The sequence below is a fragment of the Brevibacillus sp. NSP2.1 genome (assembly GCF_000470975.2).
Classification (GTDB): Bacteria; Bacillota; Bacilli; order Brevibacillales; family Brevibacillaceae; genus Brevibacillus; species Brevibacillus agri.
Genome location: NZ_CP048274.1, coordinates 2,205,661 through 2,221,135 on the forward strand (window position 1 = coordinate 2,205,661; position 15,475 = coordinate 2,221,135).

General features: G+C 57.9%; 18 protein-coding genes. 16 read left to right on the forward strand and 2 right to left on the reverse strand.

All coding sequences use genetic code 11. The features are described 5' to 3' along the window. Positions 1–50: 50 nt before the first annotated feature. From sdaAA to M655_RS11095, 3 genes are all read left to right on the forward strand, one after another. Positions 51–935: an L-serine ammonia-lyase, iron-sulfur-dependent, subunit alpha gene (gene sdaAA, locus M655_RS11085; protein WP_005835912.1), complete on the forward strand. Its 885-nt coding sequence runs from the start codon at positions 51–53 to the stop codon at positions 933–935. Further along, positions 936–2,990 (forward strand): ATP-dependent DNA helicase RecG, encoded by a 2,055-nt coding sequence (gene recG, locus M655_RS11090; protein ID WP_007779154.1) that lies wholly within the window; start codon positions 936–938, stop codon positions 2,988–2,990. Between the two features lie 185 nt (positions 2,991–3,175). After that, positions 3,176–4,711: a hypothetical protein gene (locus M655_RS11095; protein ID WP_035422830.1), complete on the forward strand. Its 1,536-nt coding sequence runs from the start codon at positions 3,176–3,178 to the stop codon at positions 4,709–4,711. Positions 4,712–4,737: 26 nt separating this feature from the next. Here M655_RS11095 and M655_RS11100 read toward each other — a convergent pair whose 3' ends face one another. Both M655_RS11100 and M655_RS11105 read right to left on the reverse strand, forming a co-directional pair. Continuing rightward, positions 4,738–5,223, reverse strand: coding sequence for a GNAT family N-acetyltransferase (locus M655_RS11100; protein WP_007779148.1), 486 nt, complete (start codon positions 5,221–5,223; stop codon positions 4,738–4,740). 22 nt (positions 5,224–5,245) lie between these two features. Beyond that, positions 5,246–5,425, reverse strand: coding sequence for a VOC family protein (locus tag M655_RS11105; protein ID WP_005835920.1), 180 nt, complete (start codon positions 5,423–5,425; stop codon positions 5,246–5,248). 138 nt (positions 5,426–5,563) lie between these two features. On the opposite strand from M655_RS11105, the gene M655_RS11110 reads away from it, so the two are divergent. The 13 genes from M655_RS11110 to M655_RS11170 all read left to right on the forward strand — a co-directional run bounded on the left by M655_RS11110 (position 5,564) and on the right by M655_RS11170 (position 15,469). After that, the gene (locus M655_RS11110) at positions 5,564–6,433 is read left to right on the forward strand and encodes an AraC family transcriptional regulator (RefSeq protein WP_025846253.1); all 870 of its coding nucleotides are present in this window, start codon (positions 5,564–5,566) and stop codon (positions 6,431–6,433) included. Positions 6,434–6,609: 176 nt separating this feature from the next. Continuing rightward, the gene (locus M655_RS11115) at positions 6,610–7,851 is read left to right on the forward strand and encodes a DNA polymerase IV (protein WP_025846251.1); all 1,242 of its coding nucleotides are present in this window, start codon (positions 6,610–6,612) and stop codon (positions 7,849–7,851) included. Continuing rightward, positions 7,848–8,228: a YhjD family protein gene (locus M655_RS11120; RefSeq protein ID WP_005835926.1), complete on the forward strand. Its 381-nt coding sequence runs from the start codon at positions 7,848–7,850 to the stop codon at positions 8,226–8,228. The genes M655_RS11115 and M655_RS11120 overlap by 4 nt, the downstream gene beginning before the upstream one ends. Next, complete coding sequence (locus M655_RS11125) at positions 8,225–8,575, forward strand: YolD-like family protein (protein ID WP_005835928.1); 351 nt, start codon at positions 8,225–8,227, stop codon at positions 8,573–8,575. The genes M655_RS11120 and M655_RS11125 overlap by 4 nt, the downstream gene beginning before the upstream one ends. Before the next feature lie 71 nt (positions 8,576–8,646). Then, the gene (locus M655_RS11130) at positions 8,647–9,402 is read left to right on the forward strand and encodes a C39 family peptidase (RefSeq protein WP_007779137.1); all 756 of its coding nucleotides are present in this window, start codon (positions 8,647–8,649) and stop codon (positions 9,400–9,402) included. 246 nt (positions 9,403–9,648) lie between these two features. Further along, complete coding sequence (locus tag M655_RS11135) at positions 9,649–9,930, forward strand: hypothetical protein (protein WP_005835932.1); 282 nt, start codon at positions 9,649–9,651, stop codon at positions 9,928–9,930. Between the two features lie 125 nt (positions 9,931–10,055). Further along, the gene (locus M655_RS28320) at positions 10,056–10,502 is read left to right on the forward strand and encodes a helix-turn-helix domain-containing protein (RefSeq protein WP_005835933.1); all 447 of its coding nucleotides are present in this window, start codon (positions 10,056–10,058) and stop codon (positions 10,500–10,502) included. 206 nt (positions 10,503–10,708) lie between these two features. Further along, positions 10,709–11,191, forward strand: a complete 483-nt coding sequence (locus M655_RS11145) for an ECF transporter S component (protein WP_035422728.1) — start codon at positions 10,709–10,711, stop codon at positions 11,189–11,191. Further along, complete coding sequence (locus M655_RS11150; protein WP_275051279.1) at positions 11,179–11,307, forward strand: hypothetical protein; 129 nt, start codon at positions 11,179–11,181, stop codon at positions 11,305–11,307. The genes M655_RS11145 and M655_RS11150 overlap by 13 nt, the downstream gene beginning before the upstream one ends. 3 nt (positions 11,308–11,310) lie before the next feature. Then, positions 11,311–11,745: an energy-coupling factor ABC transporter ATP-binding protein gene (locus M655_RS11155; RefSeq protein ID WP_025846246.1), complete on the forward strand. Its 435-nt coding sequence runs from the start codon at positions 11,311–11,313 to the stop codon at positions 11,743–11,745. Continuing rightward, on the forward strand, positions 11,714–11,866 hold the full coding sequence (locus M655_RS11160) for a hypothetical protein (protein WP_155808594.1): 153 nt from the start codon (positions 11,714–11,716) through the stop codon (positions 11,864–11,866). The genes M655_RS11155 and M655_RS11160 overlap by 32 nt, the downstream gene beginning before the upstream one ends. Positions 11,867–11,925: 59 nt before the next feature. Then, a complete protein-coding gene (locus M655_RS11165; protein ID WP_026557354.1) occupies positions 11,926–13,764 on the forward strand; it encodes an ABC transporter ATP-binding protein in 1,839 nt (612 codons plus the stop codon). Then, a complete protein-coding gene (locus M655_RS11170) occupies positions 13,733–15,469 on the forward strand; it encodes an ABC transporter ATP-binding protein (protein WP_026557353.1) in 1,737 nt (578 codons plus the stop codon). Before M655_RS11165 ends, M655_RS11170 begins: the two co-directional genes overlap by 32 nt. The last annotated feature ends 6 nt before the right edge of the window (positions 15,470–15,475 follow it).

Here is a 15,475-nt window from a genome sequence, read left to right on the forward strand (position 1 = left end):
TTTCAGCCAGATGCGCGAAAAAAGCAGGAGCAGAGGAGTGAATCAACCAGATGTTTCGTAACGTAGCTGAACTGGTAGAATTGGCCGAATCCCAGGGCAAAAAAATCTCCCAGGTGATGATTGAAGCGGAAATGGAAGTGTCCCAGCGGACGAAAGACGCGATTATGCAAGACATGTACGCCAATCTTGACGTGATGGAAAAAGCCGTGCATCGCGGGCTTACCGAAGACATTCGCTCCCATAGCGGACTGACGGGCGGCGATGCGAAAAAGCTGCAAGACTATATGAAGAACAAGCCTTTCCTGTCCGGCCCGACGCTGCTCAACGCCGTTTCGATGTCGGTTGCGGTCAACGAAGTAAACGCGGCGATGGGAACGATCGTGGCGACGCCGACAGCAGGTGCCTGTGGGATTGTGCCGGGAACGCTGTTTGCTGTCTCGGACAAGCTGAAGCCGACGCGCGAGCAGATGGTCAACTACTTGTTCACCGCAGGCGCGATTGGCTATTGCATCGCCAATAACGCGTTCATCTCCGGCGCTGCGGGCGGCTGCCAGGCAGAGGTCGGCTCGGCGACAGCGATGGCGGCGGCCGCGATTGTCGAGATGGCGGGGGGTACCCCGGAGGAATCGGCGCAGGCAGTCGCGATTGCGCTGAAAAATATGCTCGGTCTGGTCTGTGACCCCGTAGCCGGACTGGTGGAAGTGCCGTGTGTCAAACGAAATGCGATGGGAGCCGCGATTGCGACAGTCGCAGCCGACATGGCGCTGGCGGGCATCAAGAGCGTGATCCCGACAGACGAAGTGATTGACGCGATGTATCGGATTGGCTGCTCCATGCCGACTGCGCTCAAGGAAACGGCGCAGGGCGGACTGGCGGCTACCCAGACGGGCCGTATGATCGAAGCGAAAGTATTCGGCGTACGGCTGGAGAAGTAAATGGCCGGGGTGTATCAGTCGCCTGTCTCCCTTTTGCACGGGGTAGGGGAGGAACGGGCGAAGGCATTTGCGGGACTCGGAATTCACAGCATCGGCGACTTGCTGGAGTACTTTCCTTCCCGCTATGAAGACTACCGCGTGCGCGATTTGACAGAAGTAAAAGACGGAGAGAGGGTCACGCTGGCGGGCACGGTGTACGGCGAACCCTCTGTTCGTTTTTATGGAAAACGAAAATCGCGCCTCTCCGTCAAAATGGTCATGGATCGCGTAGTGGTGACGGCGGTCTGGTTCAACCAGACGTTTGTGAAAAGCAGGCTATCGCCCGGCAAGGAAATTCTCGTGACCGGAAAATGGGACAAGCACAAGCTCCAGATTACGGTCAGCGAGATGACCGAGGTCGATTCGGAGCGGGCGACCAAACGCGGCGAGCTGGCTCCGGTCTATCCGCTTGGCGGCGATATGACGCACACGCTGCTGCGCAAGTCGATCCAGCAGGCGCTGCGGCAATACGGCAAGGACATTCCGGAAATTTTGCCGCCGGATATCGTGGAACGCTACCGGCTGATGCCGCGCGTGGCGGCGTTTCATTCGATTCACTTTCCGGAAAACGCCGAGGACGGGCGGCAGGCGCGGCGCCGGATCATGTTCGAGGAACTGTTTTTATTTCAGTTGAAAATCCAGACGCTGCGCCGCATCAATCGGCAGCAGTCGGAAGGCGTGGCCCTCGCCATTCCGATGGACGAGGTGCGGCAGTTTGTCAAAGGGCTGCCGTTTCCGCTGACCGATGCGCAAAAGCGGGTCGTCAAGGAAATACTGGACGACATGCGCGCCCCGCATGCGATGAATCGGCTGTTGCAGGGAGACGTCGGCTCAGGGAAAACCGTGGTGGCTGCGATTGCGCTTTTGGCTGCCGTGAAGGCTGGCTATCAGGGAGCATTGATGGTGCCGACCGAGATTCTCGCCGAGCAGCATGTGCAGTCGCTGACGAAGCTGTTGGCGGACTACGGCATCGAGGTCGCCTTGCTGTCCGGTTCCTTGACGGCCAAGCGCAGACGGGAGGTCATCGGCTCGCTGCAAATGGGGCTGATCGACGTCGTCGTGGGGACGCACGCGCTCATTCAGGAGGACGTGTTCTTTTCGCGGCTGGGACTGGTGATTACAGATGAGCAGCACCGCTTCGGCGTCGAGCAGCGGCGCATTTTGCGCAACAAGGGACTCACTCCCGACGTCCTGTTCATGACCGCCACGCCGATTCCCCGCACGTTGGCGATTACGGCGTTTGGCGATATGGACGTCTCGACGATCGACCAGATGCCGGCAGGCCGCAAGCCGATTGAGACGACGTGGAAAAAGCACGACCAGTTCCCGGCTGTCCTCGAGCAAATGCGCAACGAGCTGCGCAAAGGGCGGCAGGCGTATGTCATTTGCCCGCTCATCGAAGAATCGGAAAAGCTCGACGTGCAAAACGCGATTGATGTTCACGCGCAGCTTTCCCACGTCTTCCCGGAGTTCGGCGTCGGGCTCATGCACGGCCGCCTGCCTGCGAAGGAAAAAGATGCGGTGATGCAAGCTTTTCTCGCCGGGAAGCACGCCGTTCTCGTCTCGACGACGGTGGTCGAGGTCGGCGTCAACGTGCCGAACGCTACCTACATGGTCATTTACGACGCGGAGCGGTTCGGGCTTGCCCAGTTGCACCAGTTGCGCGGGCGGGTCGGGCGCGGCTCGGAGCAGTCGTACTGCGTCCTGATTGCCGATCCGAAGTCCGAGATCGGCAAAGAGCGGATGCGCGTCATGTGCGAGACGACGGACGGCTTCGAGCTGTCGCAGCGCGATTTGGAATTGCGCGGACCGGGTGACTTTTTCGGCACGAAGCAGAGCGGCTTGCCCGAGTTCAAAGTCGCTGACCTGTTGTCCGACTACAAGGCGCTGGAGGTTGCCAGACAGGAGACGGCGCGGCTGGTGGCCGACGACTCGTTTTGGCGAGACCCGGCGTACCAGTGGTTGCGCGACTATTTGCAGCGCGAAGGCGTACTTGATGGCATCGTGTTCGATTAAGGCAGCATCGAGAGGGACCTCTTGCCGCACCTGTGTGTGCGAAGGAGGTCTTTTCGCTTTTTTGTGCAAAACGACCCTCGAAAAAACGTGACGAAACGACAGCGAAAAACGTCTTTCTTCTATGAGGATGGAAAAAATTACTGGGGAGAGAGGCGAGTTTTGTGTTTTTGCGAAATCTTCGAGGAATGAGCATCGCGTTGGGCTTCTCTTTGCTTGTCATGTCAGGCTGCAGCACCGCCGCAGCCGCTTCGGGAGAAAAACAAACAGGCGCAGGGCAGGCCGTGCGCGCTGCGTCCGGTCAGATTGCACCAGCGAGCGCGTCGACGAAGGCAGCGAGTGACTGGAAGCAGCCGGAGCGGCCTTTTGACTATGCGGCCATGAAAGAAGACGTGGTCATTCAACTGAACGAGGAGCCGCGCCTGCAGTCGCCACTGCGTACAGTCGTCGGCGCTGCTCCGCAAGCGTACACGCTGTTTTTCCGCGAGGAGATGGACCGGGGAAGCGTAGAGGCGGCGATTCGCAAGCATGCGAAGGAAGAAGCGGCGAGAGAGGGCCTCGGCTTCATCGAGCCAGCGTTCGCTTTTCATTGGGCGAGCAACCGCCAACTGCAAGTTCTGGTGACGCTTCCGGAACAGGAGACAAAGGAGCGGGACTGGACGGAATACGTGCTTAGCGCGGCCGGAGCCAAGTCGGCAAAAGGCGCGGTCGTCGGCGATTCCAACGCCTTTCACGCCGTCGTGCTGCCGCCTGCGCAAATTTGGCGCGTTTCCGTAGACGGCAAAGTGCGCGAAAAGCTGACTGACTTTTCCGTCATGACCAATATGGAGCTGCTCGACCGCGAGCAACGGTACGTGCTGCAGAGCCGCTTTACGAAGTATTGCGAGTGCGACGCCCGCTATCCGATGCTCTACTCGATTTACGATACGAAAACAAAGCAGCGGACTCCGTATCCGGTCGAGTTGACAGACAACTACCGCGGAGAGGGCGTATTTTTTGCCGATCGGCGCGGGTTCTTTTACGCCCAGCCGGAGCAAGGAACAACCGTTCCGAACAGCGACAGCGTCACCCGTGTCCAGGTACAAGGGTATGTGCACGGAGCCAGCTTTAGCCACGATCAGAAGCAGTTGCTGATGGCGGTGGGGCGAGCGGACCAGAAAAAAGACCTGGATCTGGTCGTGTACGACTTGGGAAAAGGAACAGAGAAGCGGATTGCTGGGGCGATCAAAGGCTGGATTCCGACGAGCGAGTTCAACGGGGAAGTGCTGCCTGTCTCCTTCCATGACGACGGCCGCTACGCCACGTTTGCCATGAGAAGCGAGGAAGCGGGCTTTGTGGAGATTCGCCAGCGCTACGACTGGAAGAGCGGCAAGGTCATCGACTGGCATCCCCCGGTTCCGGCTGATTTCTGGTCCGGGTATGTCCAGTCGACAGACGGGGAGTACCAAATGTACTGGAATGCAGGGCTGTTCAAGGGCAACGTGCAGTTGATGGACATGCGCGGCCAGGGCCTGTGGCTGCCTGGCACGCACCGCTATTTGTTTACCGAATGGGAAAAAGCCGCGCAGGAAACCGACTTGAAGCAGTCGCTGTACTTGTTTGACGCCGATACGAAGCAGCAGTCTGTGCTCGTGTCGGGCCTTCCTGCGGGGCTTTCCCTCCTGGGAGCGAGCGCGGACGGCAAATGGATGTACGTGATGACGGATCGGACGTTGGCTTTCTAGCTTGTGACGGCTGGCCAGACCTGACGCTAGGCTTCGTACTCGTCGGCCAGCATGGATAAAACAACCAGCGATTCGTAAGTGTCCCCTGTTTTCAGGCAGTCGCGCAAGATTCCTTCTTCGCGGAAGCCTTCGGACAGGTAGAGCGCGCGGGCTACGCCGTTTGTTTCCTTGACGTCCAGCCACAGCCGATGGGCTTTTTGTTCGCGAAAAGCCCACTCTTTAATCTGGCGCAGGACACGACGGCCGTAGCCGTGCCTTTTTACTGCCATCGTAATGCGCAAGAGCTCAATCGAATGGTGCGGACTGGCCAGCCCGGCGATGATGACGTAGCCGACGGGGTGGCCTGTTTCTGTTTTCTCGGCGATCATGTGCAAGATGTCGGGATCATCCAAAGCCTCGCGGTGGCGCTCTTCCGGCCACGGAAGGATGAACGGGGCATTTTCTGGCGCTTGCTCCACGTCGCAGACGAACGGGAGGTCTGTCGGTACAGTCAGTCGCAGGCGGACGGTCATGCGGGTCACCTCTTCTTTTTTGCTAACATTTGGCTGCCATCAACGCATTTCCGTCGGGATCTTTGAAGGTGAACCAGTGCCCGTGCTGGATGGGGCTGGTCAGCTCCACGCCAAGCTCCTCCAGGAAGCGATAAGCGGCGTCGATGTCGCGGACAGCGACGAAAATGCCTCCGATTTCGGCGTGCAAGGGAGAAGCGGTCATGGGCAACAATCCCTTTCGGTGCGGTATGGTATGCTTGTTAGGAATGCCAGCCGAAGCGAGCCTGCATAATCGGGCACGAAATGTCGGATGGCTTCGTTTGGCGTCTGCTATTCTGTGGTGGTGAGGGAGGTCGTTTTCATGGATTTGCTGCAAAAGCTGAATGAAGCTTTGGACTACATCGAGGAACATCTCGCTGGCGAGATCGACTTCAAGGAAGTCGCCCGGGTGGCGTGCTGCTCGGAATACCACTTCAAAAGAATGTTCTCGTCCTTGGCGGGCATTCCGCTCTCGGAGTACATCCGGCGCAGGCGCATTACACTCGCGGCTTTCGACCTGAAAGACAGCAAGCTGAAGGTGATCGACATCGCCGTCAAGTACGGGTACAACTCGCCTGACTCGTTCGCTCGCGCCTTTGCCCAGATGCACGGGGTGACGCCCAGCGAAGCGAGAGCCAGCGGGCAGTCCTTGAAAGCCTATCCGCGAATGACCTTTCATCTATCCATCAAAGGAGGCAGTGCCATGAATTACCGCATGGAAGAAAAAGAGGCATTTCGCATCGTCGGCTTGAAGAAAAGGGTTCCGCTGATCTACAACGGGGTGAATCCCGAGATTGCCGCCATGTGGGCGTCACTCGACGCCGAGAAGATCCGCCTGCTCAAGTCGCTTTCCAATGTAGAGCCGCTCGGGATGTTGAGCGCATCCACGAACTTTTCCGACGGCCGCCTGGACAACGGCGAGCTGGACCATTACATCGGAGTGGCGACTACGCTGGACTGCCCGGAGAGCCTGGCGAAGCTGGAAGTCCCGGCCTCTACGTGGGCCGTCTTCGAAGCCGTAGGGCCTTTTCCGGATACGCTGCAGGACGTCTGGGGGCGCATCTACTCCGAATGGTTTTTGTCTTCCGGCTACGAGCTGGCCGAAGGTCCGGAGATGCTGTGGAATGCTGACAAAGACACGACATCGCCGACGTTTCGCAGTGAAATCTGGATTCCGGTTGTCAAAAAATAACATATCATATGGGATTCGCACACGCTCGGCCAAACACCTGCCAGCGTGTGCTTGTCTTTGCAGAAATAATTACCATGTTTTTTTCGGAGGGACAGGTATAAAAACGAACATACGTTTGCTATAATAAGAACAAAGTTCATATAGGAACACAAGTTCTTGTTCAGGGGATGATGGTGATGCCTAATGCGAGCAAACGGATTGTTTTTTTGATCGATATGCAAAGCTTTTATGCCAGCATTGAAAAAGCGGCGAATCCGGCGCTGCGCAATCAGCCGATCGTGGTCGCCGGCGATCCGCAGCGGCGCAGTGGAGTGGTGCTGGCCGCGTGTCCGATTGCGAAATCATACGGAGTGATAACGGCAGAAGCGCTGTGGCAAGCGCAACAAAAATGTCGACAGCTCGTGGTAGTGCGCCCGCGCATGGAGCACTACCTTCAGGTGTCGATGCAGATCACGCGCATCTTCCAGTCGTTTACCGATCAGGTGGAGCCGTACTCGGTCGACGAGCAGTTTCTCGATGTGACAGGCAGCGTCCACTTGTTTGGCGATCCGCTGGAGCTGGCTGCCCAGATTCGGCAGCGCGTCTGGCTGGAGACGGGAGTCAACTGCCGGGTCGGAATTGGAGAGAACAAGGTCCTCGCGAAAATGGCCTGTGACAACTTCGCCAAAAAGCAGGAAAGCGGGATATTTTGGCTCAAGCGGGCAGAGCTGGCCGACACGCTGTGGCGGCTGCCCATCGAAAAACTGTTCGGGGTAGGCTCGCGCATGAAGCGCCATTTTCACCGGATGGGCGTCTATCAGATCGGCCAGCTCGCTGCGCTCAGCCCCGCCGTGCTCATCCGCCACTGGGGCGTGAATGGCGAGGTGCTGTGGCGCACAGCGCACGGCCTGGACGACTCGCCGGTTTCGTTGAACGAATACGGGACACAAAAAGGGATCGGCCACCATATGACGTTGCCGCGCGATTACCATACGGCAAAAGAAATCAAGGTCGTGCTGTTGGAATTGTGCGAGGAAGTGTGCCGACGGGCGCGGCAAAAAGAACGGATGGGCTCGGTGCTCTCCATCGGCTGTCGCGGCGCGAATCTGGCGGCTGGCGAAGGTTTTGGCCGCCAGATGAAGCTTGCGGAAGCGACGAATGACGCCATGGCGCTGTACGAAGCGGCTTGTCGCCTGTTTGAGCGGCACTGGACAGGGGGGCCTGTGCGCAGCATTGGCGTCACGCTAGGGCAGCTCGTGCCTGATAATATCGTGCAACTGAATTTGTTTACAGACACGCACAAGCGCCGCTCGCTTGCCCAGGCGATGGACGACATTCGGGCGCGCTTTGGCCAGGATGCGATTTTGCGAGCGGCCTCAGCCTTGGAGGCGGGGCAGGCCAAGGAGCGTGCCCGCAAGATCGGAGGGCATTACAAGTGACAGAGCCGATGCCGTCAGGAGAAGCGAGGGAGCAAGAGCTGGTGCGTCAATATATTTTGTTTGGCATCCTGTTTCACGCGGTGATGGCGGATGCGGGGCAGATGGGAGTTGTACCGCTGAAGCTGTCTTATCAGGACGTGTTCCAGGAGCTCTCCCGCTGGGCAGAGCGTAAGCATCAGCAATTGCGCCGTCATTTGCGGCAACTCGGATGCACGATTGTCAGCGCTCGCCGCGAGGATTATGCGTACGTGGTTCATTACCGGCAGCGCGGGTACTTGCGGGAAGCGAGCTATATCATTGAGGTGTTGCGCGCCGAGTGCCAGGAGCTTGTCGGCGCATGGGTACGAGATCATCACCAAGGAGAGAAGCGAGCATGAGAGAGACACGCGTATCCAAAAAGGAAAATTTGTTCGTCTCGAGCCGGTTTGTGTTGCCGGAGCATCGGGAAATGTACGTGCGCATGAAGGAAGAGGAGCGCCGCTACGTGCCGCCCGAGCTGGACCAGGAGCAACTGGGAGCGCTAAGCGAGCTGGTGTGGCAGGCGTTCCAGACAAAGAGCGTTTTGACGTTGACGTACTATGACGGGCAGGCGCCGCGCCGCTTGTCGGCACAGGTCGTGCACATAGATCAGGCAGCGCGGCGATTGAAGCTGCGGGCCGGCTCCGAGATGCACTGGCTTTCGTTTGCCCGCTTGCTGCATGCGGAGCTGGCAGCGCCTTTCTAAAACTAACCATTCATGCGCGACTGTCTGGCCGGGCCACCCTGTGGGTAAAAGACAAAGGAGTGGCGTGAACGTTGAGTTGGGCAAGGAACATTACATGGGCAGCCGCGTTTGCCATGCTGGCGGGCTGCACACTTCCGCAGGAACAGGCGGACCCGGCACGTGACCCTGTCGCGCCCGCGCGTGTGCAGCAGGAGAAGCTGTTCGACCTGTCGCCGCAGCAAGCACCGCGACCAGCCAAAATGATGCTGGATGTCCCGATTATTAGCCAGAAGCCGGAGCTGCACAACGGCTGTGAAGTAACGAGCCTGGCGATGCTGCTGAGGCATGCCGGACAAAACGTCGACAAACGGGTGCTGGCCGAGCAAGTGCCCAAAGATCCTGAGCCGTTGGTGAAGGAACAAGGGGACATCAAGGAATGGGGAGATCCGAACATCGGGTTTGTCGGCGACATGACAGGGGTGCGCAAAGGCTTCGCCGTTTACAACAAGCCGCTGGAAAAGCTGCTGCGCCGCTACATGGGCGAGCGGACGGTCAATTTGACCGGGGCATCCTACCAGGCGCTTTTGGACCAGGTGGCAGCGGGGCGTCCGGTCGTGATCTGGGCGACCGGAGATTTTCAACTGCCTACCGAGTGGGAGAGCTGGTACAAGGACGGGAAAAAAGTGGTAGCTCCTTTTGACGAGCACGCTGTCTTGCTGGTGGGCTATGACGAGACTTACGCGTACGTCAACGATCCGCTTACGGGAGCAAAGCAGCAGAAGGTCGCGCACAAGGCTTTGGAATCGAGCTGGACAGCGCTGGGCAAACAGGCGATCAGCTATCAATGAAGCAAAAAAGGGCTCTTGGCAAAAAGGGCTCTTGGCAAAAAGGCAAGCCGCAAAAAACAGCGTGCCGCGCTGAAACGGTGTGTGTGAAGAAGATGCGGGATTCCTGAAACGAAAAGCGGTCAAAAACAACCGTTTTTCGTCTTTTTTTGGCCGAAACGCTTTTTGCCAGAACGGACTGTTTCCCTGTATTGTTAGGATATCTTTTTTGAAGCAGATATCTGATGGATAGGACAAAGGAGATTTTACATGCTAGCACAAGAAATGGGTGTCATGTTCACCAAGCATGCCGATCAAATTACTTCCAAACGTTGGGGGGATTTTATTCAGCAGTTGGAGGAAAAAGGCTTGTACGTGCTTATCGAGACGGACACGATCGGACGGGTAATGAGCCCTTTGGGCGGATTGATGCCCATGCCCTGTAAGAGCGAAACGCTCCACATTGTGACAGCGGATGAGCTGGAACAGCGCGGTTTGCCGCTCGGTCACCACATCGTGACCAAGCCAAAAGAAAAAACAACGACTGCGTAATTGTAAAGCGAACGGACGAAACCTTTTCTGCCCGGTGAATTTCTGGGCGGCAAAGGTTTTTTTGTGCATGCCGATTAGTGGCAAAGAAGCGAATTTCATTGATAATGAGAATCAAAATCAATATAATGGAAGAAAATGTGCAAGCCAGCGACGGTTGTTCGCTTACCATACATGCCGGACTAAAAAGAGGATGGGACAGATGCGTATTCAAGCCGAATTTTCACAGTTTACGGAGTCGGCTGGAAAAGGCCAAGCTGCTCCTGGAAAGAGAGCGGATCAGCGTCAGCGAGGCGGCGTTGCTCGTGGGCTACAGCAATTTCAGCCATTTTGCCTCGATTTTTCGCAAAACGTACGGCATCAACCCGAGCTGTACGGCAAACGGGTCGAGAAACGATAAACCAGCGAGAAAGGCGCTCTGTTGCATGTTGCAGGGCGTCTTTTTTGTACAGACAAGAAGGGAGAAGATTCTGAGCAGTATAAGGGCGACATCGCGAGGCTGCGAACAAAGGGAGAAAGCGAGACTTGTGTCCTTTGCCATTTGGGGACGAAAAGCTCGCAGCCCAGTGTTCTAGTGAATGGGGCGCGGCGTTTTGCCCCGAAAAACAGGGCCGACTGCTTGCGTTGCGCGCAACTCACCGTCAGCGCATGACCGTGAGAAATGGGCAATTTCTCCGTCCAGGGGCAGCGTCTCTCCGTGAAATGGCGGTAAAGGCCAGGGCCTTCCCCTTATGATGAAGAGGGAAAACAGAAAGCAGCAAGCGCTAGAGAGGGGAACCCAATGAAAACAGGCTTGGAGAAGGCGGGACGCGTCCAGCGATATTGGAGGAGAAAGGACCTGCTGATGGCAGGACTGCTCAGTGCCGTCTTTGCCATCGTCATCATTGGCGTGAATTACGTTTACATGCTGGCTACTTCCCTGCTTGGCCCGATTTATTCCCGCATCCTGATCGGCTTTTACATGCTGCCCGGCCTGATCGCTCTCTATCTGATTCGCAAACCGGGAGCGGGCTTGCTGGCAGAAACGGTGGCGGGGCTGGTGATGATCCCGTTCACATCGTACGGCTGGATGATGCTGGTGGGGCAGGCGGTCAACGGGCTGTTTTGCGAGCTGCCGTACGCGTTCGCCCGCTACCGGACGTACAGTGCGCGGTTCATGCTGGCGGCCGCAGCCGTAACAGGCGCGCTCGCGGTCTTGAGTGAATACCCGCTGACAGGCTACGCGATTTGTCCGCAGGGGCGCAGTTCGGCTTGTTTGCCGTGACGGCAGCGAGCTGCGCACTGGCGGCATGGCTCTCCCGGGCGTTGTGCCACGCGCTTTTGCAGGCAGGCTTGCTCGCGGACTATCGCGTGAACCTGGCGAACCGGACAGGACGGTAGCCGATGGTAAGTGGCGTACTGGAAGCGCGGAATGTCTGCTTTGGCTACGACGACGCGGAGCAGCTTGTCATCCGCAACGTGACTTTTCGCGTGCAAACAGGCGAGCTGCTGCTCGTCATGGGAGCATCGGGCGCGGGCAAAAGCACGCTGGTTCTCGCGCTGAACGGCTTGATTCCCCACGCGCTCCAAGGCAGCTATGACGGCGAGGTCCGGGTCGCCGGGCGAAACACGCGGGAGGCGACAGTAGGCGAGCTGGCGATGCACGTCGGGATGGTGTTTCAGGACCCGGAAGCCCAACTGGTTGCGTTTACGGTGGAGGACGAGGTGGCGTTCGGTCTGGAAAACCTGTGCCTGGAGCGGGCAGAGATGGAGCAGCGCATCACGCGGGCCTTGCGCGAAGTCGGGCTTGCCGACCAGCGGCAAAAAGCAGAAAAGTGAATTTCACCGGGCAGACTGGCAGTTTATCCTGCTGCACTGGCTGTTGTCCGGGCTGCTGGTTGTCGGGCTTGCCGCATCCGGTTTGCTCGGGGACATCTCGTTTCTCAAAATGTTTGCATAGGCCTGCTTGCTTGCCAAAAAAGCAGGCCGCATAACTTCGCTGGAAAGGAGTGGAGTAGGATGAGCGAGAAAAAAGGAGTGCTTCGTCTGTTGGAAATCGCAGACGAAAAACGCAGCCTGCTGGTTGTCTCGGGGATTTTGTCGTCCTTGAGCGCGATCTGCATGCTGATTCCTTACGCATCCGTCTATTTTATTTTGCAGGAGCTATTGCTCCATGCCTCGGCTCCGGCGAATGCCGACGGGGCGTACATGGTCCGCTGGGGAGTGATCGCGCTGGCCGGACTGGTCGGCAGTCTCATTCTGATGTACGCAGGCGGGATGGTTTCGCATATCGCTGCTTTTCGCATTTTGTACGGCTTGCGCGTCAAGCTGGCTTCGCATATTGGCCGACTGCTGCTGGGCTGGCTGAACGGAACGTCGACGGGGGCCGTGAAAAAGACGCTGGAGCAAAACGTGGAAAAAGTAGAGACGTTTGTCGCGCACCAATTGCCCGATCTGGTGCAGGTGATCGTGACGACGGTTGTGATGATCGGCGTCATGTTGTACCTGAATGTGTGGCTGGCGCTCGCCTGCGTAGTGCCAATCGTCCTCGCGCTGCTGGTGCAGGTCCTGTCGTTTGCCAGTACGAGAACAAAAGAAAATGTCAGGAAGTACTACGACTCGCTGGAGCGGATGAACGGATCGGCCGTCCAGTACGTGCGTGGCATGCCGGCGATTAAAGTGTTCGGGCAAACCGTTCACTCTTTTCGGCGTTTTTACGCGGACATGATTGCGTATCGAGACTACTGTGTCAAGCATACGAACGATTTTCAAAACGGCTATTTGACGTTCAAGGTGATTTTGGGCTCGTTCGCCGCCTTCATTTTGCCTGTGGGCGTGTTTTTGTTGAGCCGCGACCCGCAAAACGTCGCTTTTGCGTCTGTCCTGCTCTTTTTCCTCGTCATGGCGCCTGGCATTTCCGCGCCGATGTTCAAGATCATGTTTTTGACCTCGACTTTGCGCGACATTGGCGAAGGGGTGGAGCGGATGGATCGGATTTTCGCCGAGCCGCCTGTCGCCGAGCCGCTTGCTTCCAGGCAGCCCGAGCATTTTGATGTGCAGTTTGACGACGTCTCGTTTGCTTACTCCACGGAGGGCGAGGCAGGCAAAGAAGCTCTTTCCCGCGTGTCCTTTCTCGCTCGCCACGGGCAGGTGACGGCGCTCGTCGGTCCGTCCGGGGCAGGCAAGTCTACGGTGGCGAACCTCATTCCGCGCTTTTGGGATGTGCAGGAAGGGGCAATCCGCATCGGCGGCGTAGACATTCGGGAAATGTCCAGCTCTGATTTGATGAATACCGTCGCGTTTGTGTTCCAGGAGACGTTTTTGTTTTACGACACGGTGTACAACAACATCGCGGTCGGGATGCCGGACGCGGCGCCCGAGGCGGTCTATGCCGCAGCCAAGGCCGCGCAGTGCCACGCGTTTATTCAAAAGCTCCCGCAAGGCTACGACACGCTGATCGGGGAAGACGGCGTCTATTTGTCGGGAGGAGAGGAGCAGCGCGTGGCGGTAGCCCGGGCGATTTTGAAAAACGCTCCGATTCTCGTGCTCGATGAAGCGACCGCTTTTGCCGACCCGGAAAACGAGTACGAAATGCAGTTGGCGCTGGCCGAGCTGGTAAAAGGCAAAACCGTCATCGTCATTGCGCACCGTCTGTCGACGATCCGCGAGGCCGACCAGATTTTGGTCATGCAAAAAGGCAAGGTCGTCGAGCAAGGACGGCACGAAGCGCTGCTTCAGGCAAACGGCTTGTACGCGCGGATGTGGGCGGCGTACACAGATGCCCAGAACTGGCAGATCGGGAAACAGAGAGGGAGGGTGGATACCGATGAGCATGCTCAGCAATATTACAGCCGGTAAACCGCGGGCGCTGCTAAAGCCGGTTATCTATACGACGCTGGCCAACCTCGCAAGCATTGTGCCGTTTGCCTTGCTGGTCGAGGCGGCGCGCCTGGTTTTCGAGCTGTTTGTCCATCCGGACGCGCCGCTTGACACGACGAGGCAATGGTGGGTATGCGTTTGGCTCGTCGTCTCGCTATTGCTTTTGTTTGCGGCGGAGATGCCCGCTTACCGCACGCAGTTTCGCGGTGCCTACAGCGTGGCGGCAGAAGGGCGGGCCAGGCTCGCCGAGCATTTGCGCAAGCTGTCGCTCGGCTATTTGAACAAACGCGACCCGGGCGATTTGGCGAACATGATGATGGGCGATTTCACGATGGTCGAGCACGGGATTTCCCACCTCGTGCCGCAAATGATCGGGGCGCTGCTCATGCCTGTCATCGCCATTACCGGGCTGTCCTTTATCGACTGGCGCATGGCGCTGGCCTTGTTTGCTGCCTTTCCAGTCGCGATCCTGCTCGTGCTCGCGACGTCCGGGCTGCAGCGAAAGCTGGGCGCCCAGCATATGCGGGCCAAAATCGACGCAGCCAACCGCTTGCAGGAATATTTGAACGGCATCCGCGTCATCAAGGCGTACAACTTGACGGGTGAGCGCTTCGTGCGGCTGGAGCGGTCGTTTCGCGAGTTCATGCGGCAAAGCATTCGCATCGAAGGCTTGCTCGGCCCGATTGTGCTCTGTGCTATCGCCTTCATCCGGGCCGGACTCACGCTCATGGTCATGACAGGAGTGTACTTGCTGGTGGGAGGCAGCCTCGACCTGATTACATTCGTCCTATTCCTTCTGGTCGGCACGCGCATTTTCGACCCGTTGACTACCGCGCTTGTCAACTATGCCGAATTTCGTTACCACGAGCAGGCCGGGGAGCGGATTGTGCAACTGCTGGGGGAGCCGATCATGCCAGGCGAGCTGCAGCCGCCGGAGGAAGACGACGTGACGCTCGAACGTGTCTCGTTCGGGTACAACGAAAACATGGCGCTGAACAACGTCAGCATGCGCATGCCAACCGGCTCGTTTACAGCTTTGGTCGGGCCGTCCGGCAGCGGAAAAAGCACGGTGCTGCGCCTGATCGCCCGCTTTTACGACCCGACTGAGGGCCAGGTGCTGCTGGGGCAAAAGCCGCTGGCGAGCATGGACCCGGAGGCGCTCCTGTCCCGCATATCCATGGTGTTTCAGGACGTCTATTTGTTCCAGGACACGATTGCCAACAACATTCGCTTCGGAAAAAGGGACGCGACGCAGGAGGAGATCGAAGCGGCGGCCAGGCAAGCGTGCTGCCACGACTTCATCGTGCAGCTTCCGAACGGCTACGAGACGATGGTAGGCGAGGGCGGCAGCACGCTGTCCGGCGGGGAAAAGCAACGAATTTCCATCGCGCGGGCGATTCTGAAAAATGCGCCAATCGTCCTGCTGGATGAGGCGACTGCCTCGCTCGATCCGGAAAACGAAGCGCAGATTCAAAAAGCGATTGATACGCTGATTGAGGGCCGAACCGTGATTGCGATTGCGCATCGGCTGAAAACGATTCGTCACGCCGACAACATCTACGTGCTGGACAAAGGCCGCGTCGTCGAAGCAGGGACGCACGACGAGCTGGTTGAGCGGCAAGGTCTGTATGCCAGGTTGTGGCGGCTGCAGCAGGAGTCGAGCGGCTGGCGCATTTCTTCCTGAACGGGA